The 23,555-nt window shown below is 73.2% G+C and carries 22 protein-coding genes; 4 read left to right on the top strand and 18 right to left on the bottom strand.

Going from position 1 to position 23,555, the window contains the following annotated elements:
- Window positions 1-62: 62 nt before the first annotated feature.
- From topA to EFL26_RS10545, 5 genes are all read right to left on the bottom strand, one after another.
- A complete protein-coding gene (gene topA, locus EFL26_RS10565) occupies window positions 63-2,756 on the bottom strand; it encodes a type I DNA topoisomerase (RefSeq protein ID WP_123222859.1) in 2,694 nt (897 codons plus the stop codon).
- A 130-nt stretch (window positions 2,757-2,886) separates the two neighbouring features.
- On the bottom strand, window positions 2,887-4,386 hold the full coding sequence (locus tag EFL26_RS10560; protein ID WP_123222858.1) for a DUF7059 domain-containing protein: 1,500 nt from the start codon (window positions 4,384-4,386) through the stop codon (window positions 2,887-2,889).
- 21 nt (window positions 4,387-4,407) lie between these two features.
- Window positions 4,408-6,258 (bottom strand): hydroxysqualene dehydroxylase, encoded by a 1,851-nt coding sequence (locus tag EFL26_RS10555; protein WP_123222873.1) that lies wholly within the window; start codon window positions 6,256-6,258, stop codon window positions 4,408-4,410.
- Between the two features lie 194 nt (window positions 6,259-6,452).
- A complete protein-coding gene (locus tag EFL26_RS10550) occupies window positions 6,453-8,783 on the bottom strand; it encodes a sodium-translocating pyrophosphatase (protein WP_123222857.1) in 2,331 nt (776 codons plus the stop codon).
- 155 nt (window positions 8,784-8,938) lie between these two features.
- Window positions 8,939-9,274: an STAS domain-containing protein gene (locus tag EFL26_RS10545; protein WP_123222872.1), complete on the bottom strand. Its 336-nt coding sequence runs from the start codon at window positions 9,272-9,274 to the stop codon at window positions 8,939-8,941.
- A 169-nt stretch (window positions 9,275-9,443) separates the two neighbouring features.
- On the opposite strand from EFL26_RS10545, the gene EFL26_RS10540 reads away from it, so the two are divergent.
- Both EFL26_RS10540 and EFL26_RS10535 read left to right on the top strand, forming a co-directional pair.
- Window positions 9,444-11,768: a DEAD/DEAH box helicase gene (locus EFL26_RS10540; protein ID WP_123222856.1), complete on the top strand. Its 2,325-nt coding sequence runs from the start codon at window positions 9,444-9,446 to the stop codon at window positions 11,766-11,768.
- Window positions 11,769-11,790: 22 nt separating this feature from the next.
- Window positions 11,791-12,195: a pyridoxamine 5'-phosphate oxidase family protein gene (locus tag EFL26_RS10535; protein ID WP_123222855.1), complete on the top strand. Its 405-nt coding sequence runs from the start codon at window positions 11,791-11,793 to the stop codon at window positions 12,193-12,195.
- A gap of 18 nt (window positions 12,196-12,213) precedes the next feature.
- Here EFL26_RS10535 and EFL26_RS10530 read toward each other — a convergent pair whose 3' ends face one another.
- Genes EFL26_RS10530 through EFL26_RS10515 form a run of 4 tightly spaced genes read right to left on the bottom strand, consistent with a single transcriptional unit; the run spans window position 12,214 to window position 14,935 of the window.
- The gene (locus EFL26_RS10530; protein WP_123222854.1) at window positions 12,214-12,936 is read right to left on the bottom strand and encodes a CPBP family intramembrane glutamic endopeptidase; all 723 of its coding nucleotides are present in this window, start codon (window positions 12,934-12,936) and stop codon (window positions 12,214-12,216) included.
- Window positions 12,933-13,826 carry an NAD(P)H-binding protein gene (locus EFL26_RS10525; RefSeq protein ID WP_123222853.1) on the bottom strand — a complete coding sequence of 298 codons (894 nt, stop codon included), beginning with the start codon at window positions 13,824-13,826 and terminating at the stop codon, window positions 12,933-12,935. The genes EFL26_RS10530 and EFL26_RS10525 overlap by 4 nt, the downstream gene beginning before the upstream one ends.
- Entirely contained in the window at window positions 13,823-14,701 is an 879-nt protein-coding gene (locus tag EFL26_RS10520) for an FHA domain-containing protein (protein ID WP_123222852.1), read from the bottom strand. The genes EFL26_RS10525 and EFL26_RS10520 overlap by 4 nt, the downstream gene beginning before the upstream one ends.
- Window positions 14,702-14,704: 3 nt before the next feature.
- Window positions 14,705-14,935 carry a hypothetical protein gene (locus tag EFL26_RS10515; RefSeq protein WP_123222851.1) on the bottom strand — a complete coding sequence of 77 codons (231 nt, stop codon included), beginning with the start codon at window positions 14,933-14,935 and terminating at the stop codon, window positions 14,705-14,707.
- A 59-nt stretch (window positions 14,936-14,994) separates the two neighbouring features.
- Between EFL26_RS10515 and EFL26_RS10510 the strand changes: the two genes are divergently transcribed.
- Entirely contained in the window at window positions 14,995-15,867 is an 873-nt protein-coding gene (locus tag EFL26_RS10510; RefSeq protein WP_123222850.1) for a DICT sensory domain-containing protein, read from the top strand.
- Window positions 15,868-15,939: 72 nt separating this feature from the next.
- Here EFL26_RS10510 and EFL26_RS10505 read toward each other — a convergent pair whose 3' ends face one another.
- The 8 genes from EFL26_RS10505 to EFL26_RS10470 form a co-directional block, all read right to left on the bottom strand.
- A complete protein-coding gene (locus EFL26_RS10505; RefSeq protein ID WP_123222849.1) occupies window positions 15,940-16,299 on the bottom strand; it encodes an Rv3654c family TadE-like protein in 360 nt (119 codons plus the stop codon).
- Window positions 16,296-16,658: a TadE family type IV pilus minor pilin gene (locus EFL26_RS10500; RefSeq protein ID WP_123222848.1), complete on the bottom strand. Its 363-nt coding sequence runs from the start codon at window positions 16,656-16,658 to the stop codon at window positions 16,296-16,298. Before EFL26_RS10500 ends, EFL26_RS10505 begins: the two co-directional genes overlap by 4 nt.
- 74 nt (window positions 16,659-16,732) lie before the next feature.
- Window positions 16,733-16,912, bottom strand: a complete 180-nt coding sequence (locus EFL26_RS10495) for a DUF4244 domain-containing protein (RefSeq protein WP_123222847.1) — start codon at window positions 16,910-16,912, stop codon at window positions 16,733-16,735.
- A 143-nt stretch (window positions 16,913-17,055) separates the two neighbouring features.
- A complete protein-coding gene (locus tag EFL26_RS10490) occupies window positions 17,056-17,808 on the bottom strand; it encodes a type II secretion system F family protein (protein ID WP_123222846.1) in 753 nt (250 codons plus the stop codon).
- Window positions 17,805-18,599: a type II secretion system F family protein gene (locus EFL26_RS10485; protein WP_123222845.1), complete on the bottom strand. Its 795-nt coding sequence runs from the start codon at window positions 18,597-18,599 to the stop codon at window positions 17,805-17,807. Before EFL26_RS10485 ends, EFL26_RS10490 begins: the two co-directional genes overlap by 4 nt.
- On the bottom strand, window positions 18,596-19,756 hold the full coding sequence (locus EFL26_RS10480; protein WP_123222844.1) for a TadA family conjugal transfer-associated ATPase: 1,161 nt from the start codon (window positions 19,754-19,756) through the stop codon (window positions 18,596-18,598). Before EFL26_RS10480 ends, EFL26_RS10485 begins: the two co-directional genes overlap by 4 nt.
- Entirely contained in the window at window positions 19,753-20,817 is a 1,065-nt protein-coding gene (ssd, locus tag EFL26_RS10475; protein ID WP_246000135.1) for a septum site-determining protein Ssd, read from the bottom strand. The genes EFL26_RS10480 and ssd overlap by 4 nt, the downstream gene beginning before the upstream one ends.
- 96 nt (window positions 20,818-20,913) lie before the next feature.
- On the bottom strand, window positions 20,914-21,687 hold the full coding sequence (locus EFL26_RS10470) for a TSUP family transporter (RefSeq protein ID WP_123222843.1): 774 nt from the start codon (window positions 21,685-21,687) through the stop codon (window positions 20,914-20,916).
- 23 nt (window positions 21,688-21,710) lie between these two features.
- Here EFL26_RS10470 and EFL26_RS10465 point away from each other — a divergent pair, with 23 nt between their 5' ends.
- Window positions 21,711-22,526, top strand: coding sequence for an HAD family hydrolase (locus EFL26_RS10465; RefSeq protein WP_123222842.1), 816 nt, complete (start codon window positions 21,711-21,713; stop codon window positions 22,524-22,526).
- Between the two features lie 270 nt (window positions 22,527-22,796).
- Here the strand turns inward: EFL26_RS10465 and EFL26_RS10460 are convergent, their stop codons facing one another.
- Complete coding sequence (locus EFL26_RS10460) at window positions 22,797-23,525, bottom strand: Fic family protein (RefSeq protein ID WP_123222841.1); 729 nt, start codon at window positions 23,523-23,525, stop codon at window positions 22,797-22,799.
- Window positions 23,526-23,555 lie beyond the last annotated feature (30 nt).

Below are 23,555 nucleotides of genomic sequence, written 5' to 3'. Positions count from 1 at the left end.
ACAGGTGCCGCCTGGGTGGTTTCGAGGCTCGCTGGCGCTCGCACCTCAACCAGCGGCAACCGTCAGGACTTCTTCGCCGCCGCCTTCTTCGTGGTCTTCTTCGCCGTCGCCTTCTTGGCGGTCGCCTTCTTGGCCGCCTTCTTGGCGGTCTTCTTGGCGGGTCCCTTCGCCCGGCGCTCGGCGAGCAGCTCGGCGGCGCGTTCGAGGGTGATCGCCTCGACGGTGTCGTCCTTGCGCAGGGTCGCGTTGAACTCACCGTCGGTGACGTACTCGCCGAACCGGCCGGCCTTCACCACCACGGGCTGGCCCGAGACGGGGTCGTTGCCCAGCTCCTTGAGCGGGGGCGCGGCGGCAGCCCGGCCCCGGGCCTTCGGCTGGGCGTAGATCGCCAACGCCTGCTCGAGGGTGATGTCGAACAGCTGCTGCTCGGACTCGAGGGACCGAGAGTCGGTGCCCTTCTTCAGGTACGGCCCGTAGCGGCCGTTCTGCGCGGTGATCTCCTCGCCACTCTCGGGGTCGGTGCCCACGACCCGAGGCAGCGAGAGCAGCCGGAGCGCCTGCTCGAGCGTGACGGTGTCCAGGGACATGTCCTTGAACAGCGAGCCCGTGCGCGCCTTCTGCTTCTTGGGGGCGTCCTCGGGCAGCACCTCGGTGACGTAGGGCCCGTAACGACCGTTGCGGGCAACGATCGGCAGGCCCGTCCCGGGGTCGGTGCCCAGCTCCTTCTCCGCGCCGGCGGGGTTCGCGAGCAGCTCGCGCGCCATCGCCTCGGTCAGCTCGTCGGGCGGCAGGTCCTCGGGCACGTTGGCCCGCGGCAGCGTCTCGCCCTCGGCCGTGGTGTCCTCGACGTACGGGCCGTAGCGGCCCACGCGCAGGTCGATGCCGCTGGGTTCACCGTTCGGCTTGAGCACCGGGAAGGTGGCCAGCTCCTTGGCGTCGATGTCACCGAGCTCGGTGACCAGCTTCTTCAGTCCCTCGACGTCGGCGCTGCCGAAGTAGAACTCCGCGAGCTCGGTCTGGAGGTTCTTGCGGCCGCCGGCGATCTCGTCGAGCACGTCCTCCATGCGGGCGGTGAACTCGTAGGACACCAGCCGCTCGAAGTGCCGCTCCAGCAGCCGGATCACCGAGAACGCCAGCCACGCCGGCACCAGCGCAGTGCCCTTCTTGTAGACGTAGCCGCGGTTGAGGATCGTGCCGATGATCGAGGCGTACGTCGAGGGCCGGCCGATCTCGCGGCCCTCCAGCTCGCTGATCAGCGACGCCTCGGTGTAGCGGGCCGGCGGCTTCGTCTCGTGCCCGCTGGCCTTGAGCGCCGCGGCACTGACCGAGGCGCCCTCGGTGAGGTTCGGGAGCCGGCTCTCGGCGTCGTCACGAGTCGCGTCGGCGTCGTCGTTGCCCTCGACGTAGGCCTTGAGGAACCCGTGGAAGGTGATCGTGCGACCGCTGGACGAGAACACGACGTCCTCGCCGCTTGCCGACGGACCGCCGAGGCGGATGGTCACCGAATTGCCGGCGGCGTCCTTCATCTGCGACGCGATCGTGCGCATCCAGATCAGCTCGTAGAGCCGGAACTGGTCACCGGTCAGCCCGGTCTGAGCGGGCGTGCGGAAGTTGTCGCCGGCGGGACGGATCGCCTCGTGCGCCTCCTGGGCGTTCTTCACCTTCGAGGCGTAGACCCGCGGTGCATCGGGGACGTACTCGTCGCCGTACAGCTCTCGAGCCTGGGTCCGGGCCGCGTTGAGCGCGGTGTCGGACAGCGTGGTCGAGTCCGTACGCATGTAGGTGATGTAGCCGTTCTCGTACAGCCGCTGCGCGACCGACATCGTCGAGGAGGCGCTGAAGCCCAGCTTGCGGCTGGCCTCCTGCTGCAGCGTGGTCGTGCGGAACGGCGCATAGGGCTTGCGCGTGTACGGCTTGGACTCGACCGAGCGGACCGTGAACGCCGTGTCGTGCAGCGCCTCGACGAGGGCCTGCGCCCGGGTCTGGTCGACGTGCACGACTGCGGAGCCGGGCTTGAGCATGCCGTCGTCGCCGAAGTCGCTGCCCCGGGCGACGCGGACGCCGTCGATGCTGTGCAGCTTGCCCGGGAACATCCGCTGGTCGTGCTCGGCACCGGCGTCGAAGGTGCCCTCGAGGTCCCAGTACGACGCGGCCCGGAACGCCATCCGCTCGCGCTCCCGGTCGACCACGAGGCGCGTGGCGACCGACTGGACGCGGCCCGCGGACAGGCCCGACATGACCTTCTTCCACAGCACGGGGGAGACCTCGTAGCCGTAGAGACGGTCCAGGATGCGGCGGGCCTCCTGCGCCTCGACGAGGTCCATGTCGATCTCGCGCGGCGTCTCGACCGCGGCCTGGATCGCCTGCGGTGTGATCTCGTGGAAGACCATCCGCTTGACCGGCAGGTCGGCCTTCGGCTTGAGCTCGTCGAGCAGGTGCCAGGCGATCGCCTCACCCTCGCGGTCCTCGTCGGTGGCGAGGTAGAGCTCGTCGGCGTCCTTCAGCAGGCCCTTGAGCTTGGCGATGTGCGCCTTCTTGTCGCGGGAGACGACGTACACCGGCTTGAAGCCGTCGTCGACGTTCACGCCGAGGCGGGCCCAGGGCTCACCCTTGATCTTCGCCGGGATGTCCGCAGCGGTCTGGGGGAGGTCGCGGATGTGGCCGATGGACGACTCCACGACGTAGTCCCGGCCGAGGTAGCCCTCGATGGTGCGGGCCTTGGCCGGTGACTCGACGATGACGAGCTTGTGTGCCACTTCTGCTGAGGTTTCCTGTCCTTCGCGGCGGGTTGCCGGTGCACAACGTAGCGCGAGGGTCCACCGTGCCGGCTCCCGTGTCCAGTGCCGTCCGCCCCCGGCCCTTCGGGCCGAGCGGCCCCGAACCGGTCTACCCGACCTCCAGGAACCCCTCCGCGACGAGCTCGCGTACGCCGCGCAGCCGGCCCGTGCCACCGGCGTCCGGACCCAGGATCTGCTCGAGCGCGCCGAGCAGCTGGCCCACGGTGAGGTCGCCGTCGCTCGCCCCCGCGAGGGCCGCCTCGACGGTGTCGACCTGGCGCGCGCGACGCAGGCCCCTCTGCTGGCGCAGGACGATCGTGCTGGGGTCCTCGGCCCCGACCGGCCCGTGGGTCTCCTGCACCACGTCCGCGCGCAGCCTCGGACGGCTGGCCAGCAGCGCATCGTCGGTGAGCCCGCGGAGCAGCGCGGTCCGGTCGAAGTGCGCCGCGACCTCGTCGCCGAGCGGCTGCTCGACCTCCCAGCGCCACTCCTCGAGCCGATGGTCGTCCCCGCCGGTCGCCCGCCGCCCCCCTTCCCTCGACCGCAGGTTGATCCAGCCGAACCCGACACCGTCGACGCCCTGGTCGTCGAGCCACGAGAGCCACGTGTCGTAGCGCTCCAGGTAGCCGGCGGACCCGTGGAGCCCGGCGTCCTTGAGCCAGAGCTCGACGTACTCGGCCGGGTCGAGGGTCTCGCGCTGCACCACCCAGGCGTCGCACGCCGCCCCTTGTCCTGAGCCTGCCGAAGGGTGCAGCCAGGTGCCGAGCCGCTCGTCCCACGGGTGGTCGCGCAGGATCGCCCAGTTCGCGAGCACCTGGCCGTAGCCGCCGGGCGCGAGGTGGCGCGGGATCTCGCGCACGACGTGCTCCACCGCGCGGTCCCCGGGCAGGCCGGAGTCGCGGTAGACCAGCCGCTCCCCCGTGGCCGGCGAGATCACGAACGGCGGGTTGGTGACCACCAGGTCGAAGCGCTCGCCGGCGACCGGCTCGAAGAAGCTGCCCTCACGCAGGTCGATGCCGACCTCGTTGAGCTCGGCGTTCAGGCCCGCGATCCACAGGGCGCGGCGGTTCACGTCGGTGCCGACGACATGCTCCACGTGGTGGGCCAGGTGCAGTGCCTGGACGCCGCACCCGGTCCCGAGGTCCAGCGCGGAGCCGAACGGGCGCCGCACCGTGAGCTGGGCGAGCGACGTGGCCGCCGGGCTGATCCCGAGCACGTGGTCGGCGCCGACCCGGTTCGGGCCGCCGTCGAGCCCGGGTGTCAAATCGCCGAGCACCCAGAGACTGCCCTCGTCGGTCCCGTAGGGGCGCAGGTCGACCCGCGCGGCGACCTCTCCCACCGACCGGTCGAGCACGCGGGCGGCGCACAGCTCGTCGAGCAGGCCCGGCAGAGCGCGCTCGACGGCCTCGACCGGGACGGTCGCCTGCAGCAGCCAGAGCCGGGTCAGCGTCTCCAGCGGGGATCCGCCGGTGGTGCGCCGCAGCCCGGGCGTCGTCTCGTTGCGGGCGAGCGCCGCGTGCGCCGTCGTACCGAGCAGGTCGGCGACGCCGTCGTAGCCGTAGTCGGCGGCGAGCAGCGCGTCGCGGAGCCGTGGGATCCAGTCGGGCACGCCCCGACCCTAGTGACCGAGTCAGTACCGGCCGGGGACCGGCACGTCCAGCGCGTTCGGCAGCCCGGCCCGGTAGAGCAGGGCGTCGGCGGCCTGCACCGGCGCGAGCACCGGGTTGCGCCAGAGCGTGTACGTCGTGGCCGGCGCGGCCGTGGAGCCGGCGCTCGCCAGGATCGCGTTGGCCGCCTTGCGCCCGGACTCGTTGGCGCCCTCCATGGTCGCCAGGTCGATGTCGGTGCGCACGTAGTCGCCCGCGAGGAAGAGGTTCGGCAGCCTGGTCCGCACGCTGGGGCGGTCCTGCCACGAGCCGGCGGTGTTCACCAGCAGGGGCGTCTCGTTGGTGTTGCGCCGCGACGCGGCGTCCCACTGCACGCCCGGGTCGAGGAACCACGAGTGCACGATCCCCTCGGGAAGCAGGTCACCGGCCGTGTGGTGGTAGCGGATCTGGGCGAGCACCTCGGTGGCGACCTCGTCGGGCGAGCACTCCTTGGCCGGCCTGCCGTAGACCATGCCGGGCGCGTCCCAGTTGGAGATGTCGACGCTGAGGCTGTCGACCGCCGTGCCGTCGCCGTAGTCGGCCGGGAAGTCGCGCGCGCTCCAGAACTGTCCCTGGGTCAGCGCGGTGAGCGCCCAGGGGGAGTCGATGAAGGTGATGTGGCCGCGGGTGATGTCGACCTTCTCGCGCAGGTAGAACTGGATGCCGACCATCCAGTCGGTGCGGAGCCGGTCCAGCCGCGCCAGCGCGGGGTCGATCGCACGCATGGCCGGGGTGAAGTAGGTGCGGGCCTGCTCGACCGGGATCGCGCTGACGAACCAGTCCGACTCGTGCCGGGTGCGGGCACCGGAGGCGTCCTGGAGCCAGACGGCGCTGACCTGCGACCCGCTGAGCTCGTACGACGCGAGCCGCTGACCGCTCACGAAGCGCACGCCGAGACCCCGCAGCGTGGTCATCCAGGGGTCGATCCAGGCCTCGTTCGTGGGCAGGTCCAGGACGCGGTCGATCGCGCCGTCGTTGCCCCGGCCCATCATGTTGTAGACGAAGGCCTCGCCCATGTGGCCGATCGTGCGGGTGCTCGCCAGCGTCTCCTTGGCGGCCACGAGGTTGCGGGTGAGGCCGGCGGCCAGCACGTGCTGGTAGTCCGGCGACCTCGTCGCGGCGCCGACGAAGTCCCACCAGCTGACGTTCTCCCACTGGCCGAACCGGCGCTCGTCGGAGCTGGTGACGAAGACCATCATCCGCTCGACGAAGTAGGCCAGCTCGTCCGGCGGGACGTTCTCCCCCTTCAGCGACTCGGTCAGGTAACGCCGGATGCCGTCCACAGTCAGCAGGGCCTGCGGGTCGGGCCCGATCCCGAAGATGAAGGCGTCGGCCCGGTCGCCGCCGCGCAGGAACTTCGCGCCCATCGCCGGGACCAGGTTGTCCCAGACGCCGTGCGGGTTGTCGCCGAAGGGCGTGCGCCTCATGGAGTCGGGGACGTGGTGGTAGAAGCCCGGGAAGAACCGGAACCCGTGCTCGCCGGGGAGGTCGGCGCGCCCGCCGGCGGCAGTGCCGGGGACCGGGATGCTGCGGGCCTTGCCGCCCCACGCCTTCGGCTCGAACACGGTGACGTCGAAGCCACGCTCGGCGAGCTCGTGGGCGGTCGCGAGCCCGGCCATGCCGCCCCCGAGCACGGCGACCCGGCGGCCCGGCGTACTGGCGAAGGCGGGGGCACTGCGGGCCGCGGTCGCCCCGAGGACGGCGGCGGCGCCGACGGCCGCGCCGCGCAGGACGGTACGCCGGGCCGGGGCCGGTTCCGGGGCGGTCTCCGGGGCGCTCTCCGGGACCGGTTTCCGGACAGGGGCAGGTACGGATGGCCGGGTGCTCGTCCCCACGACGGACTCCTCGCTCACGGTGCGTTCGGGTGCGTCGTGACAGTGGCACTGTCACACCAGCACTGTCAACGATCCGTCCCGGAACCGCAGCGCCCCGGAAACGCACCGACCGGGCAGCCGGTCCCCTCGGGGAGGACGCGGGCTGCCCGGTCGGCGGCAGGTGCGGGCCGGCGCCCGCGGGTCAGCTGCTCGGGTCAGCTGGTGTGGTGCGGGGCGAGCGCCGACGAACCGCTGTCGTCGTGGTCGTCGCTGATCGCGACCTCGCGCTGCTTGGAGACGTAGACCGCGATCGCGATGATCGCCGCGGCGACCAGGGCGATGGCGATCCGCAGGGCGTCGTTCTGGTCCTTGCCGACGCTCATCGACACGACCGCGCTGGCGATCAGCAGCGAGACCAGGTTCATCACCTTGATCAGCGGGTTGATCGCCGGGCCGGCGGTGTCCTTGAACGGGTCGCCGACGGTGTCGCCGATGACCGTTGCGGCGTGCGCCTCGGACCCCTTGCCACCGTGGTGGCCGTCCTCGACCAGCTTCTTGGCGTTGTCCCAGGCGCCACCGGAGTTGGCCAGGAAGATCGCCATCAGCGTGCCGGTGCCGATCGCGCCGGCGAGGAAGCCCGCCAGCGACGCCACACCGAGGCCGAAACCGACCGCGATCGGGGCCATCACGGCCAGCAGACCCGGGGTCACCAGCTCGCGCAGGGAGTCCTTGGTCACGATGTCGACGACCTTGCCGTACTCCGGACGACCGGTGCCCTCCATGATCCCGGGGATCTCCCGGAACTGGCGGCGCACCTCGAAGACGACCGCACCGGCGGCGCGGCCGACCGCGTTGATCGCGAGACCGGCGAAGAGGAACACCGCGGCCGCGCCGAGGAGCACGCCGACCAGGACGCTCGGGTTGAACACGAAGAAGTCCAGCAGCGTGGAGCCGCCGGCCTTCACCTCGACCAGCTTGTCCAGGACCGAGGTCGCGTAGGAGCCGAACAGCGCGGTCGCCGCGAGGACGGCGGTCGCGATCGCGATGCCCTTGGTGATCGCCTTCGTGGTGTTGCCGACGGCGTCGAGCTCGGTGAGGATCTGCGCGCCCTCGGGGCTGACGTCGCCGGACATCTCCGCGATGCCCTGGGCGTTGTCGGAGACCGGGCCGAAGGTGTCCATCGCGACGATCACGCCGACAGTGGTCAGCAGGCCGCAGCCGGCCAGCGAGACCGCGAACAGCGAGATCGTCAGCGATCCGGTGCCGAGCAGGAACGCTCCGAACACCGCGGCGCCGATGACCATGGTCGTGTAGACCGCCGACTCGAAGCCCACCGAGAGGCCGGAGAGGATCACGGTCGCCGCACCGGTCAGGGACGTCTTGCCGACGTCCTTCACCGGGCGGTACTCCGTGCCGGTGAAGTAGCCGGTGAGGGCCAGGATGCCCGCGGCCATCACGATGCCGATCACGACCGCCACGGAGGCGATCACCCGCGGGTCGCCGTCGGCCGCGCTGCTCGAGATCGTGTCGAGCGCGGTCGTCGGGACGTTCACGAAGTCGCCGAAGCTGCTGGGCAGGTAGACGAACGACAGCACGATCGAGGCCACCGCACCGACCGCCGCGGAGATGTAGAACGCGCGGTTGATCGTGGTGAGGCCGTTCTCGTTCGGGCGGGGAACGGTGAGGTAGACGCCGAGGACGGCCGTGAGCGCGCCGATCGCCGGGATCAGCAGCGGGAAGACCAGGCCCTTGTCGCCGAACGCCTGCGAGCCGAGGATCAGCGCGGCGACCAGCGTGACGGCGTACGACTCGAAGAGGTCGGCGGCCATGCCGGCGCAGTCGCCGACGTTGTCGCCCACGTTGTCCGCGATCGTCGCCGCGTTGCGCGGGTCGTCCTCGGGGATGTTCTGCTCGACCTTGCCGACCAGGTCGGCGCCGACGTCGGCAGCCTTGGTGAAGATACCGCCGCCGACACGCATGAACATCGCGAGCAGGGCCGCACCGAAGCCGAAGCCCTCGAGCACGTGGGGCGCCTTGTCCTTGAAGATGATCACCACGATGCTCGCGCCGAGGAGGCCGAGGCCGACGGTCAGCATGCCGACGGTCGCGCCGGTGCGGAACCCGATCTTCATCGCCGGGTCACGGCCGGTGTCGTTCGCGGCCGCGGCGACGCGGAGGTTCGCCTTCACGGCCAGGGACATGCCGAGGTAGCCGACGCTGGCGGAGAAGCCGGCCCCGACCAGGAAGAACAGCGAGCGGCCGAAGCGCACCCCCCAGTCGTCCGCCGGGAGCGCGAGCAGCGCGACGAACGCGACCGCCGCGAACACGCCGAGCGTGCGGAACTGGCGGGTCAGGTAGGCGTTCGCGCCCTCCTGCACCGCATGGGCGATGTTCTTCATGTTGTCGGTGCCCTCGCCGGCAGCCAGGACCTCGTTGCGGAACATCGCTGCCATGGCGAGCGCGCCGAGCGCGATCACCCCGACGACGATGACGAGTACGAGATTGGCGCCGTCGAGCTGCACGACCTCGGGAATGAGCCCGGTCATGATTCTCCTCGGTGTGATTCGGCTTACACAGACCGAGGGGCACTCTACGCACGTGTGGTCGGGGTCACGACCACCAGGTGAGGCAGATCACGTAGGAGTTGCGGCGAACGGGCGCACCGGTACGACGGACGGTGCGGAGTGCACCCCGGAAAGGGTCAGGCGTCGAGCGCGCCGGCCTCGGAGTCGTGGATGGTGAAGACCTTCGCGAGACCGGTGATCCGGAAGATCTTCAGCAGCCGGTCCTGGCTGCAGACCAGCTCCATCGAGCCGTCGTGGGCGCGGACCTTCTTGAGGCCGCCGACCAGCACACCGAGCCCGGTCGAGTCGAGGAACTCCACCTTCTCCATGTCGATCAGGAGCTGGTGGTGGCCGGCGTTGACCAGCTCGGTGATCTTGTCGCGCAGCTTGGGCGCGGTGTAGACGTCGATCTCGCCTCCGACGGCGACGACCGTACGGTCGCCCGCCTCACGGGTCTCCAGCGATAGGTCCACGATCTCTCCCAAGCATGATGCGGGCGGCTCGCCCCGGCCCTTCCCCGGCCGGTGGTGGGTGCGTCGCTATTGAATCACGATCGGGGGGTGTGAGGGCTCGACGCGGGGGCGGGCGGGCCGAGGCAGCCTGCGCGACGCTCGTGTGGGTGGGCGCTGAGAGACTCGGGGCGTGACCACCATCCCGCTCGAGACCCTGGTCGAGCGGCTGACCGCGGGGCCCGGTCGCGACGACCGGCTCACCCATCTCGAGGTGCTGCCGCCACGAGTGGCCCGCACGTGCCCGTGGCCCGACTGGGCCCACCCCGACGTCGTCGCGGCGTGGCAGCGGGCCGGCGTACGCGAGCCGTGGGAGCACCAGGCGCAGGCGGCCTCGTTGGCCCACGACGGCACCCACACCGTGATGTCGACGGGCACCGCGTCGGGCAAGTCGCTCGGCTACCTGCTGCCGGGCCTGAGCGAGATCCAGGCCCGTCGCGGGCCGAAGGGACAGCGTGGCGCGGTGGTGCTCTACCTGTCCCCCACCAAGGCGCTCGCGCAGGACCAGCTCGCCACCGTCTGCTCGCTGGGCGTGCCCGACCTGCGCGCGGCGACCCACGACGGCGACTCCTCGCCCGAGGAGCGGCTGTGGACCCGTGACCACGCGGAGTACGTCCTGACCAACCCCGACATGCTGCACCGCTCGCTGCTGCCCGGGCACGAGCGCTGGTCCCGCTTCTTCGGCGCGCTGCGGTACGTCGTCGTCGACGAGTGCCACCACTACCGCGGCGTGTTCGGCGCCCACGTCGCGCAGGTGCTGCGCCGGCTGCGCCGGGTCGCGGCCCTGTACGGCGCCGAGCCGACCTTCGTGCTGGCCTCGGCGACGGTCGCGGAGCCGGAGGTGGCGGCGCGCCGCCTGACCGGGCTCCCGGTCGTGGCCGTGACCGACGACGCCTCGCCGCGCGGCCGGGTCGCGCTGGCGCTGTGGGAGCCGCCGTTCGTCTCCCACGGTGGCGAGAACGGCGCGCCCGTGCGCCGCTCGGTGACCGCGGAGCTGGCCGACCTGCTCACCGACCTGGCCGTCGAGCGGGTGCGCACGCTGGCGTTCGTGCGGTCACGCAAGGGCGCCGAGGCGGTCGCGCTCGGCGCCCGGCGCCTGCTGGCGGAGGTGGACGCGACGCTGGCGGACCGCGTTGCGGCGTACCGCGGGGGCTACCTGCCCGAGGAGCGCCGTGCGCTGGAGCAGGCCCTGCGGGACGGCCGGCTGATCGGCCTGGCCGCCACCAACGCGCTCGAGCTCGGCATCGACGTCTCCGGCCTGGACGCCGTGCTGCTGGGCGGCTTCCCGGGCACGCGCGCCGCGCTGTGGCAGCAGATCGGTCGTGCGGGGCGCACGGGTGGCGATGCTCTCGGCGTGCTGGTCGCGCGCGACGACCCGCTGGACACCTACCTGGTCAACCATCCCGAGAGCCTGTTCGGACGACCCGTCGAGGCGACCGTGTTCGACCCCGACAACCCCTACGTGCTCGGCCCGCACCTGTGCGCGGCCGCCGCCGAGGCGCCGCTCACCGAGGACGGCCTCGACCTCTTCGGCCCGGCCGCCCGTGACGCCGTCGACGCCCTCACCGCCGCCGGGCTGCTGCGGCGCCGGCCGCACGGCTGGTACTGGACGGACCGCCGACGGGCCTCGGACCTCGCCGACATCCGGTCGTCCGGCGGCTCCCCGGTGCGGCTGGTCGAGGACGGCACCGGCCGAGTCCTGGGCACCGTGGACCACGCCTCCTCGCACGGCACCGCCCACGCCGGGGCGGTGTACCTCCACCAGGGCGAGAGCTACCTGGTCCACGAGCTCGACCTCGAGGAGTCGGTCGCGATCGTCTCCCGCGAGGACGTCGACTACTCGACGTCGGCCCGCGAGGTCACCGACATCGCGATCGTCGAGGAGCGCGCGCACGAGACCTGGGGACGGGCGCGGCTGTCGTTCGGCTCGGTGCGGGTGACCCACCAGGTGGTGTCCTTCCTCAAGCGCCGGGTGCCGTCCGGCGAAGTGCTCGGCGAGCACCCGCTCGACCTCCCCGAGCGCACCCTCGAGACGGCGGCGGTGTGGTGGACCCTCCCCGACGACGTGCTCGACGACTGCGGCATCGACCCGGAGGACCTCCCGGGCGCCGCCCACGCCGCCGAGCACGCGTCGATCGGCCTGCTGCCGCTGTTCGCGACCTGCGACCGGTGGGACATCGGCGGCGTCTCGACCGCCCGGCACGCGGACACCGGTCAGCTCACCGTCTTCGTGCACGACGGCCACCCGGGCGGCGCCGGCTTCTCCGAGCGCGGTTTCCACACCGCGGTCGACTGGCTGGAGGCCACCCGCGAGGCGATCGACTCCTGCGCGTGCGCGGACGGCTGCCCCTCCTGCGTGCAGTCCCCCAAGTGCGGCAACCAGAACAACCCGCTCGACAAGGCCGGTGCGGTCCGGCTGCTCGACCTGCTGCTCTCGGCGGCGGCACCGCCCGGTTGAGGGCGACGGGCAGGATGAGCCCATGACCGCCCTCGTCCTCCCGGACACCGCCGCGTTCCTCGACTTCTGGCGCGAGCGTCGGCTCTGCACGGTGTCGACCGTGCGCCCGGACGGCACCCCGCACGTCGTGCCGATGGGGGTCGTTCTCGACGTCGAGGCCGACCTCGCCTGGGCGATCACGTCGCGGCAGTCGCGCAAGGCGCGCAACATCCGGGCCGCGGGACCCGAGGGTGCGCCGATCGCCGCGTGCCAGGTCGACGGGCGGCACTGGTCGACGGTCGAGGGACGCGCTCTCCTGCTCGACGACGAGGCGTCGGTGCGCGAGGCGGAGCAGAGGTACGCCGCCCGCTACAAGGTGCCCCGGGAGAACCCCCTCCGCGTGGCCGTGCGGATCTCGGTGACGCGCGTGCTGGGCAACGTGGGCTGACCGGGCAGCGGTTGCGACTCATCGCTCCTGCGTGCGGTGGGAGCGTCGGAAGAGCGGCGGCAGGAAGCGGACCATCAGGGCCGACCAGGTCAGGTGGGTGAGCAGCGGCGCCTGGACGCCGCCGGAGGCGCGCCGCTGGAGGCCGAAGAGCGTGCCCATCACAGCGGCGGCGAGCACCAGGGCCGGGTTGCGGGTGGTCGTGGTGGCGAGCGTGTAGACGGCGGTCGAGGAGGCGACCGGGTACGCGCCGCCCAGGGCGGAGTAGAGCGCGCCCCGGAAGAAGACCTCCTCGCCCAGGCCGTTGGCCAGCGTCGTGGCGAGCACCAGGCGGGAGTCACCGGCATCGGCGTACGCGAGGACGCGCGCGACGGCACGGTCGAGCACCTCGATCCGCTGGACGACCAGCGCGCCGGCGTAGAAGACGCCGAACGCTCCCACTCCGGTGAGGACGGGAGTCACGACCGGGCGGCGCAGCGTCGCGTCGCGGCTCTCGATCCACCCCAGGTGCAGCGGGCCGGACAGCGCACCGCCGAGGGTCCAGAGTCCGGCCACCGCGCCCGTGGAGAGGTAGAACTCACGCGACCCGGGCGCCGTGGACAGCGAGGCGCCGAGGAGCGCGGCTCCGGCGACCGAGGTGCCGGCGACCACCCGGCGGCGTCGCCGTACGACGGTGGCGGACTCGCGGTGGTCGACGCGGACCACGTGGCTGAGCGGCATCGGCAGGCGGCGGGCCAGCCTCATCGTGCTCCTCTCCGCTCGTCGAGGGCCTGGCGGACGGCGTCGTCGTACCCGGTGAGGGGGAACGGCACCACCTCCCGGATCGACGGATCGCGCACGACCACCTCGTTGACCATCGAGTCCACGAGGTTGCGCCCCGCCCGGGTGTCGACGTCCGTGACGAACGCCAGCCACCGGGAGGAGAGACCGGGCGAGAGCAGCGGCACGGGCACGATCGGCAGCCGCCGGCCCTCGAGGGCGGCGACACGCGTGAGCATCTCGCGGTACTCCAGGACGTCGGGGCCGCCGACCTCGAAGACGCGGCCGACGGCGGCGGGGTTGCCGAGCACGCCGACCAGGTAGCGGACGACGTCGGCAACGGCGATCGGCTGGGTCCGCGTGTGCACCCAGCGCGGGGTCACCATCGCCGGCAGGTGCTCGACGAGCTGGCGGGTGATCTCCCAGGAGATACCGCCGTGCCCGACGACGATGCCGGCCCGCAGCACGGTGACCGGGACGCCGTCCGCTGCGAGGAGCGTCTCGACCTCGCGCCGGCTGCGGAGGTGGGCGGAGAGCGTGTCCCCGTCGTCCCCGAGCCCGCCGAGGTAGATGATCTGCCCGACGCCGGCGGCCGCGCTGACCTGCCCGAAGGCGCGGGCCGCCGCGGCGTCGCGCTGCTCGAAGTCGGCGCTGTCCAGCGAGTGGACGAGGTAGTACGCCGCCACGCAGCCCTCGATCGCCTCGGTCAGCGACGCGGGATCGGCGACGTCGCCGTGCACCGCGGTCCCCGGGCCTCGGTAGCGCTCGGGTGAGCGGGTCATCACCCGCACCTCGTGCCCGTCGTCGACGAGGGCGCGCGCCAGGCGTCGACCGACGAACCCGGTGCCGCCGGCGACCAGGAGCGGCCCGCTCACGGGCTGTTCTCCGGCGCCCGGGCGGCGAGGCCGTGGCGGCCGGGCTGCGGCTGCTGGTGGCCCAGCTCGCCGCCGATCCGGCCGCCGAACGGCCGGCCGTGGTCGGCGTACTCGGCGCGCCAGTAGACCAGCGTCCACGACCCGAGCTCGACCCGATTGCCGGTCCGGAGGACCTTGCGCTCCACCGGCAGCCCGTCGACACGCGTCGTGCCCACGCAGGACTGGTCGACCAGCACGAGCTCGTCGTCCTCGTCGTGCACCACCACGGCCTGCAGGGGAGCGAGGCCCCGCAAGCGCAGGTCGCAGGACGGGTCGGAGCCGATCGTCGTGCGCCCGCGCAGCGGGAACACCACCCGGCCGTCGCCCGACCGGCCGTGCTGGCCGACGGTGAGCGCCAACCGGGGACTGCCGCCGCGGCGGGGATCGTGGGTGGTCGTCACGGGAGTCCAGGACGGACGCCGGAACGTCGGCGCGAGCGGGAACAGCGTCGGCGGAGGGAGCAGCTCCCGTCCAGGCAGGACCCCGGCCCCGGAGCGCCCACGACCGCGCAGACCGGCGACCGCCCCGCGCACTCCGGCCACGCGCAGGTGGGGTGACCCGGTCAGGCGACGGTGGAGCCACCCCGAGCGGGTCGCGCCGAGCTCGAGGAGCCGGTGGCCGCCTGCCGTCACCGACAGCCGGATGCCGAGACCGGCGAGCGCCGCAGCCAGCCCGCGGACGCGCCCGGCGTCGTGTCGGCCGGCAAAGAAGACCGGGTCGCTGACCCTGAGCTCGAGCTCACGCCCGGAACCGGTCAGCTCTCCGGTGACCTTGCCGAAGCCCGGCACGTCCGCGCTGAAGCAGAGATCGGCGCGCAGCTCCACGCTCGCCGCCATCGGTCAGTGCCCGGTGGTCTGGTCGCGGGTCGTGACCTGCAGCGTCCCGTCGACCTTCCACACCGCACGGGGTGCGTCCGGGCCGGTGTCGCGGGGGACCTCGACGGACATGTCGATGAACCGGTAGTTGATCTCGGCCTGGCGGCCGGTGAGGAAGGACCACATCTCGCGGCCGAGGTCGGTCCAGTCGACGACCGACTCCTCCTGGACGGGCGGGGTGGGGCTCTGGCTCATCGCACACCTCCTGAAGTGAACAGATTCCTAAACACTTTGTTTAGGTTTATGCTCCTAGGGTGACCACAACAGAGGCGGATGCGCAAGTCCTGGAGCCGAACCTCACGATCGGCGACCTCGGCGCCGCGACCGGGCTCACCCCTGCCGTGCTGCGGATGTGGGAGTCGCGCCACGGGTTCCCGACCCCGCAGCGCCTCCCGAGCGGCCACCGCCGGTACACCCGCGAGGACGTCGACCTGGTCCGCCAGGTGCTTCGTCGGCGCGACGCGGGGATCCGGCTCGACGTCGCCATCGCCGAGGCCGTCGGCACGCGGGCACCCGGAGCGCCGTCGGTGTTCGCCGAGCTGCGCCGGCGTCACCCGGCGCTCGGCCCGAACCGCCTCCACAAGTCCACCCTGCTCGCCCTCTCGTGGGCGATCGAGGACGAGTTCTGCGCCCGTGCTGAGCGGCCGGTCCTGTTCGGCGCCTTCCAGGAGGAGCGCTTCTACCGGCCCGCCGCAGCGCGGTGGCGCGAGCTCGCCCGGGTCGCGCGGTCCACGATGGTGCTCGGCGACTTCGACGCCCCGGAGGAGTTCCCCCGGGGCGGGCCGATCCCGGTGCCCCTGGCGGCCGATGCCCCGATGCGACGCGAGTGGGTCGTGGTCTGCGACGCCCCGGACCTCTCTGCCTGCCTGGCCGCATGGGAGCTGCCCGGGCAGGGCGACGTGCCCGACCCGCACCGGATCTTCGAGTCGGTCTGGACGGTGGACCACCGCGCCGTCCGGGACGCGGCCCGTGTCTGCGCGCGAACCGCTCAGGAGGCGGGGATCAACGAGGCGCAGGGGCTGCTCTACGAGCTCGCCGACGAGCCCTCCGGGGCCGTGGCGGACATCGCCGGCGCCACCACGCTGATGAACCGGGTGGTCGCGTACGTCGACCGGTTCTCCCACTGAGCGCCGGGTACCTGTTCCTGATCCTGCACAGCTCGTTCAGGTATCAGGCTGCGTCCTGACAGGTGCGCCGGGTCAGGGACGGACCGGGCCGGCTCGCGCTCGTGCCGGCAGCTCGGCTCCGCCGAGCGCGGGCAGCAAGCGGACCCCGGTGACGACCACGACGTCCGGGCCGTCGACGTCGCAGCGGGAGACGCGGGCGTCCTGACGCTGGGCGATCGCCGCCGCCGCGGCACACGGATCCGCGCCTCGTTGCAGCGCCGCGGCACCGGCGAGGGCCGCGAGGTCGGCCGCGACCTGGGCGCGCCGGTGGGACAGCACGAGGGCGGTGACGGCGACGCACGCGCCGGCGACGAGCACCAGGAGCCCGAGCAGGCCGATCGCGACGACCGTGGCCACACCGCGCTCGTCGCGGGGTCGGGAGGTCCGGCTCACGGGCCCGGCTCCTGGGCCGCGACCGCCCGGGCCCGGACGTGGTAGGTCGGCACGAAGGCGAAGATCCCGCCCGGCCCGCGGACCGGCGCGTCCACGGTCACCAGGATCGTCTCGCCCTCGTCGAGCACCTCGATCTCGGCGTCGGCGGTGGCGACCCGGCGGCCCAGACCGACGCTCGCCTCGGGCGCCTCACCGCGCGCGGCCGCACGGGCGGTCTCGCGAGCCGCGTCGAGCGCCCGGACCTCGGTCGCGCCGACGGCGACCAGCCAGACGAGCCCGACGGTGAACAGCACGAGCAGCGGCAGCACGACCGCAGCCTCCGCGGTCACGGCGCCGGCCTCGGTGCGCATGCGATGCATCGGCCGCCTCCTCCTTCCTGGGACGGCCGGCGGGAGCATGCCCCGTCGCTCCCACCGGCCGCGTCTGGGTGTCCTCAGAACGGCAGCATGTTCAGGACGTGGTCGAACACCGTCTTGACGATGTGCTGTCCCGTGTCGCTCGTGAGGAACTTGAACAGGAGGCCGGCGAAGCCGACCCCCGCGCCCGTGCAGACGGCGTACTCGGCGGTCGTCGCGCCGGCTTCGCCGCGCCGCTGGATCGTGGTCTTGCGCATCACAGTCTCCCTACATCTCCGGCCACCCGCAGTGGCGATTTCGCTTGCAGACATGAGGTTTCTCGCCACGGCGGCCCGCCGCGAGCACCGCTCCGCGAGCGGTGGACAAGAGCCGCGGGGGTCGCCGTGTGGACGACACCGGGTCATCCGAAGAACCTCATCGCCGAGAACACCCCGACCACCATCGGGACCACCCCGACCAGGACGAACGCGGGCAGGAAGCAGGCGCCGAGCGGTGCTGCGGCCCGCACCTCGACGCTGCGAGCGAGGGCGTCGGTCCGGCTCCGTGACTGCGCCGCGAGCTCGACGGCGAGCGCCTCGACCGCCGTGCGCACCGAGGCCCCCGACTGCTGCCCGCGGGCGAGGGCCCGGCCGAGGGGCCGCAGCTGCGGGTGCGCCGCGAGGTCGCGCCACACCGAGGCGGGATCGGCGCCGAGCGCGAGGCGGTGCTGCACACCGTCGAACTCCTCGGCGACCGCACCGGGAAGCGCCGACGCGACCGTCTCGAAGGCCACGGAGGTCGCCGCGCCTGCGGCCAGGCAGGCTCCGAGCAGGTGGACCGCCGTCGGGAGGTCGCGCTCGAGCTCCTCGCGCCGCCTGCGGTCCGCCGGGCTCTCCGCGCGCCCCAGCACCCGCCAGGCGAGGACCGAGACGGCGATGCCGGCCACCACCCCGACGAGGCCGCCGACGAAGAGCCACCCACCGAGGAAGCCGAGCCCGACCAGCACGGGCCGCAGCCGCAGCAGCAACGCCCGCTCGTCGGGCGGGACGACCGGTCGAAGGCCCGGGGTCTGCCGAGCCGGCCGGCCGCCCCGCCTCGTGGGGTACGACGGACCGGCCAGGAAGGCGGCCGAGCCTGCCGCGAGCAGCGCTGCGGCGACCGTTGCGGCACTCATCGCCGGCCACGCCCGGTCACTTGGTCGCCGATGCGCGCGAGCCAGCAGAGTCCGGCGTACTCCAGCGAGAGGCCGACGCCCAGGCAGGCCAGCCCGGGAGCGGTGCCGAGGAGGAAGCCGATCGGATCGCCACCGAGCCCGCTGCCGAGCAGCAGGACCCCGAGCGGGAGCGCGGCGAGGAGGCGCGCGGTCGCCTGGGCTGCAGCCAGCTCGGTCGCCACGGTGCGCGAGGTGGAACGCTCGGCGCGGACCTGGTCAGCGGCTGCGGCGAGACTGTCGGCCAGGCCCGCGCCGGATCGTTGGCCCACGTGCCAGGCCGCTGCCACGACGCGGAGCTGGGCCGCACCCGGCTGCCGGGAGAGCTCCCTGAAGGCGTGCGGGACGTCGGCGCCGAGGCGCGCCGCGGCCGCCACCGGAGCGAGCTCGGGCCAGTCCTCCACGGCAGCCGTGACCGCCGAGACGGGTGGCTGGCCGGCGCGGAGGTCGGCCGCCAAGCCGTCGCACAGGCCGAGGACGAGGTCCGCGCGACGGTCGGCCGAGACCCGCCTTCGGGCACGGCGCACCTCCCGCGCCGCCGCCCAGGACGCCGCGCCCACGATCAGCACGAGGACCAGCCGGACGCCGTCCAGCAGGGCGACCGAGGCCGCCGCGCCCGCCACGAGCAGGGCGACCGGGGCTGCCCGGCGAGGCCACGGCCGCGGGCGGACCGGACGTAGCAGCGCAGGCGCACGCACCAGCAGGGCACCGGCGGCCGCGGCGCACACGGCGGCGGAGGCGGCGGCAGGGCTCATCGGCCGAGCAGCTCCTCCAGGCGGTCGAAGCCCGGACCGGGGAGCGCCTCCAGGTCCGGGTCGAAGGTCACTGCCGGCACGACCGAGACGTCCGGCCCGTGCCCCTGCAGAACGCCCACCTCCCGGACCCGCCGCGCACCCCCGCGCGGACGGTCCAGGTGCAGCACGAGGTCGACCGCCGACGCGAGCTGGCTCAGGGCGGCCTCGCGCGGGAGGCCTGCCGCCATCGCGAGGCTGGCGACGCGGTTCGGCACGTCGACCGCAGAGTTCGCGTGCAGCGTGCCGCACCCACCCTCGTGACCCGTGTTCATCGCGGCGAGCAGGTCGACGACCTCGGCCCCCCGCACCTCACCCACGACCAGCCTGTCCGGCCGCATCCGCAGCGCCTGGCGCACGAGGGTGCGCACGGTGACCTCACCGGACCCCTCGATGTTCGGAGGACGCGCCTCCAGGGCGACCACGTGCGGATGGTCCGGACGCAGCTCGCTCGAGTCCTCGACGATCACCAGGCGCTCGCCCGGATCGCACAGGGTGAGCAGCGCGTTGAGCAGCGTCGTCTTGCCCGACCCGGTGCCGCCACTGACCAGGAACGCCAGCCGCCGGTCGACGATCCGGACCACCAGCCGTGCGCCCTCGGCGCTCAGCGCACCCGCCGCCTGCAGGTCGCCGAGGTCGAACACCCGCCGTCGCGGCACGCGCAGCGACAGCAGCGTGCCGGGCCGGGCGATCGGGGCCAGGACGGCGTGGAAGCGGGTGCCGTCGGGGAGCCGGAGGTCGAGGTAGGGCGCGGCGTCGTCGAGACGGCGGCCACCCGAGGCGGCGAGCCGCTGGGCCAGCCGGCGCACGGCCTCGTCGTCCGCGAACGTCAGGGGCGCGAGCTCCAGGCCGTCGCCCCGGTCGACCCAGACCTGTCCGGCGCCGTTGACCAGCACGTCGGTGACGCCCGGCAGCGTGAGGTAGGGCTCCAGCGGGCCCGCGCCGTGGACCTCGCGCCGCAGCGCGTCGTGGACCGCCAGCACCGTGGCGTCACCGACCGGGCGGCCGTCCTCGCGCAGTGCCCGCGCGACGCGTTCGGGCGAGAGCTCGGCTCCGCCCCGCGCGAGCTGGTCGCGCACCGCGACCAGGAGATCGTCCGGGACGCGGCCGGCCGTGCTCACGCGACCGCCCCGACGCGCCCGTGCACCACGGCCACCGCCTCGCGAGCCGCCCGGGCCAGCGGACCACGCCCCGACCTCAACGGTCCGATGCCCAGGCTCACCGCCTCGTCGAGCCCGCGCTGGTCGCCCATCGTCGCGACGACAGGCAGGCCGAGGACGCTCGCCGCCTCGCCCGGAGCCACGCCGGCGACGCCACCGCGCAGGACCAGCCCCGCCGGCACGGCGGGCGGCAGCCTGCGGACCACCCGTGCGGCGGCACTGACCGCCGGCACGGTGAGGGTGGACACGACGAACAGGTGGTCGCAGCGCGCCAGCACCTCGTCGACCACGGGGTCGGGCTGGCGGGGTACGTCGACGACCAGCGTGCCGAACCCGCGCCGCCCGGCCGACAGGGCCTCGCGCAACGCATCGGCCTGCAGGCTGGCCGCGCGGTCGACCGGCCAGGTCAGGACGGAGAGGCGGTCCCGTCGCGGGAGCGCCTCGCGCAGCGACCGGGCGCTGAGCCGACCGGTCGCCTGCAGCAGGGCGTCCCAGCGGATCCCGTCGACGTCCTCGAGGCCGAGCACCCGGTCCGCTCCCGCACCGAGTGCGTCGGCATCCACGAGCAGCGTGCTGCCGTCGCGCGCGCAGGTCTGGGCGAGCGCGGCGGCGAAGACCGTCGCTCCGACCCCGCCCGCACCGCCCACGACACCCACCGTGACCCCGACCCGGCCACCACCGTCACCGACGTCGGTGAGCACCTCGACGAGCCAGGACTCCGAGGCCGGCAGGGGCACGACCGACTCCGCACCGACCTGGAGCGCGACCCGGAACAGGTCGTCGGCCAGGGGGCCACGAGCGACCACGTGCACCCGGTCGCGGCGAGGCGGGTGGCACGCGGCCAGGTCGTGCGCCCGGTCGGCGCCGACCAGGACGACGGGAGCCGCCGACCACGCGCGCAACGCCGCTCCTCCGCCGCGGGCCACCTCGGGCGCCACCCCGGCCGCCGCCGCGAGGCGCACGACGTCGGCGAGCAGGAGCTCGTCGTCGGTCACCAGCAGGGCAGCGCGCACGTCGTCCATGCCCCGAGCCTCCGCACCCCGAGCCGGTACGACGACCCGCGACCGCGACCCTGTGGGCGGACACCGGGCGCCCCGGGCTGTGGAGACGAAACGGCCTCACCAGACGCCGAGCAGTCCCCCGCCGATCCGGACCACGAAGGCCCCGACCACGACGATGAAGAACACCCGCACGAACCGGGCCCCGCGCGAGACCGCGACCCGGGCGCCGACGTACCCGCCGACGAGGTTGGCCGCGCCCATCACCAGCCCGACCCGCCACAGCACGGCGTCCTGGGGCGCGAAGACGCACAGCGCGGCCAGGTTGGTCGCCCAGTTCGCCATCCGCGCCTTCGCCGACGCCTCGAGGAAGGCGTAGCCGAGCAGGCCGACCAGGGTGAACACGAAGAAGGAACCGGTGCCCGGCCCCAGCGCCCCGTCGTAGGCGCCGACCACGAGCCCGGCGCCCATCGCCGCCGCCGTGTGCCGGTGGCCGGTGAACCGGAGCCGCGTCGCCGACCCGAGCTCGGGACGGAGCAGCACGTAGCCGCCGACGGCGACCAGCACGACCAGCACGATCGGCTGGAACGCGGCCTTCGGGATGTGCGAGGCCAGCAGCGCACCACCGAACGAGCCCACGAACGCGAACGCCATCAGCGGCACGAACGTCCCGGCGTGCGGGCGCACCCGCCGGTAGTAGGTGACCGAGCTGACCGACGTGCCGCAGATCGACCCGAGCTTGTTCGTCGCGAGCACCTGGACCGGGCTCGCGCCGGGCAGGCCCAGGACCAGGGCGGGCAGCTGGATCAGGCCACCGCCACCGACGACCGCGTCGACGAACCCCGCCGCCACCGCGGCGAGCGCGAGCAGGACGAGCGTCGTCGGGTCGGGCACCGACCGACCCTAGACTTCCCGGCATGAGCCCCGTCGCTCGGCCCACCGCGGCGTTCTTCGACCTGGACAAGACGATCATCGCCAGGTCGAGCACGTTCGCGTTCAGCAAGGAGTTCCAGGCGAGTGGGCTGATCTCGCGCGGGGCGGTGCTCCGCTCGGCGTACGCGCAGTTCGTCTACCTGGTCGGCGGCGCCGACCACGACCAGATGGAGAAGATGCGGCAGTTCATGTCGCAGCTGGTCACCGGTTGGGACGTGCAGACCGTGCGCGACATCGTCGCCGACACGCTGCACAACATCGTCGAGCCGCTCGTGTACGACGAGGCCGTCGACCTGATCGAGGAGCACCACGCGGCCGGTCGCGACGTGATCATCGTGTCGACGAGCGGCGCGGAGATGGTCGAGCCGATCGGCGAGATGCTCGGCGCCGACCACGTCGTCGCGACCCGGATGGAGGTCGCCGACGGCAAGTACACCGGCAAGATCCGCTTCTACGCGTACGCCGAGAACAAGGCCAAGGCGATCAGCGACCTGGCCCGCAAGCGCGGCTACGACCTCGACGGCTCCTACGCCTACAGCGACTCGATCACCGACGTGCACATGCTCGAGATCGTCGGCCACCCGTTCGCGGTCAACCCCGACAAGGAGCTGCGCCGGATCGCGAAGGAGCGCGGCTGGCCGGTCCTCGTCTTCGAGCGCCCCGTGGCACTCGGCAGCCGGGTCCGGCTGCCCCCGGCGAAGCCCACGCTGGCGGCCCTGGCCGTCGCCGGGATCGCCGGAGTGGGCGCGGCCGTGTGGATCAACGCACGACGCGGGCGGCGCCGTGGGTTCAGGCTGTAACGCCGAAAAGTCAACCCTCGAAGGTCCTTGAAGTGCTCCGGCACCGGGCGTAGACAGGAGTCAGGCAGAACAACTCAAGACCAGCACATGGATGCGGAACCCACGCTCCGATCTACCCTTCCTACAGGGCGCTTGCATCCGGGACACTCCCGGGGCAACAGTTGGATTCCGTGCAGCTTGGTACCCGTGCCCATGTGTTCGAGCGGCATCGAGGATCTCTTCGATGCCGCTCAGCCTTTCCGGGGTTTCGAGGCTCGCTGCGCTCGCACCTCAACCACCTGAGAGCGGTGAGTGCTCCACGCCCGCGGTGACGGCCTCGGCGGCGTACAGCAGCCAGGCGTGCAGTCCCCCTCGGCCGCCGTCGCGGTAGCCCCGGAGGTTCGACTCGTACTGCGGCCGCAGCGCCAGGTGCCCCGCCTCCGGTACGACGACCGACGCCGGGTCGACGCCGCGGGCGACCATGACGAGCCGCTCGGCCGCCCGCGCGACGATGCCGTTGTGCGAGGCGAACGGCGCGACCGTGACGATCTCGGCGTGCACGAGGGCGGCCACGATCAGGGCCGGAACCGAGGTGCCGAGCAGGGTGGTCGCGAGGGCGTTGAGCCGCTCGGCCCCCTCCGCCGAGACCGGGCGACCGAGCCGCTCGTCCTCGACGACTCCCTTGCCGGCGAGAGCGTGCAGCCGGGCGAACGCCTGCAGCGGCGACGTGCCGATCACCGGCACCAGACCGAGCACGCCGGTGCTCACCCGGACCGCCGCCTGGGCGATCTCGTCCCCGCTGCCGTCGCGCACCTCCTCGAGCGACGAGGTGGAGCCCTCGAGCACCCCCGAGGCGTGCGCACCACGCAGCAACGACTCCGTGGTCTGGTCGGGGCTGGTGCGCCGAAGGCCCCGGTCGCGCAGCAGCGCGTCGATGCCGTCGCGCGCGGCGGCGAACGCCGACGGGACCCCCTCCAGCTCGGTCAGCCAGGTCAGCGGGTCGGGCGCGGCGTCAGGCACACGGGGAAGGCTATCGGGTAGTTTCGAGCG

It is taken from the genome of Nocardioides pocheonensis, assembly GCF_003725535.1.
In the GTDB taxonomy this organism is placed as follows: domain Bacteria; phylum Actinomycetota; class Actinomycetes; order Propionibacteriales; family Nocardioidaceae; genus Marmoricola; species Marmoricola pocheonensis.
Note: the sequence above shows the minus strand (reverse complement) of the source record. Positions and strands in the feature narration are given on the sequence as shown.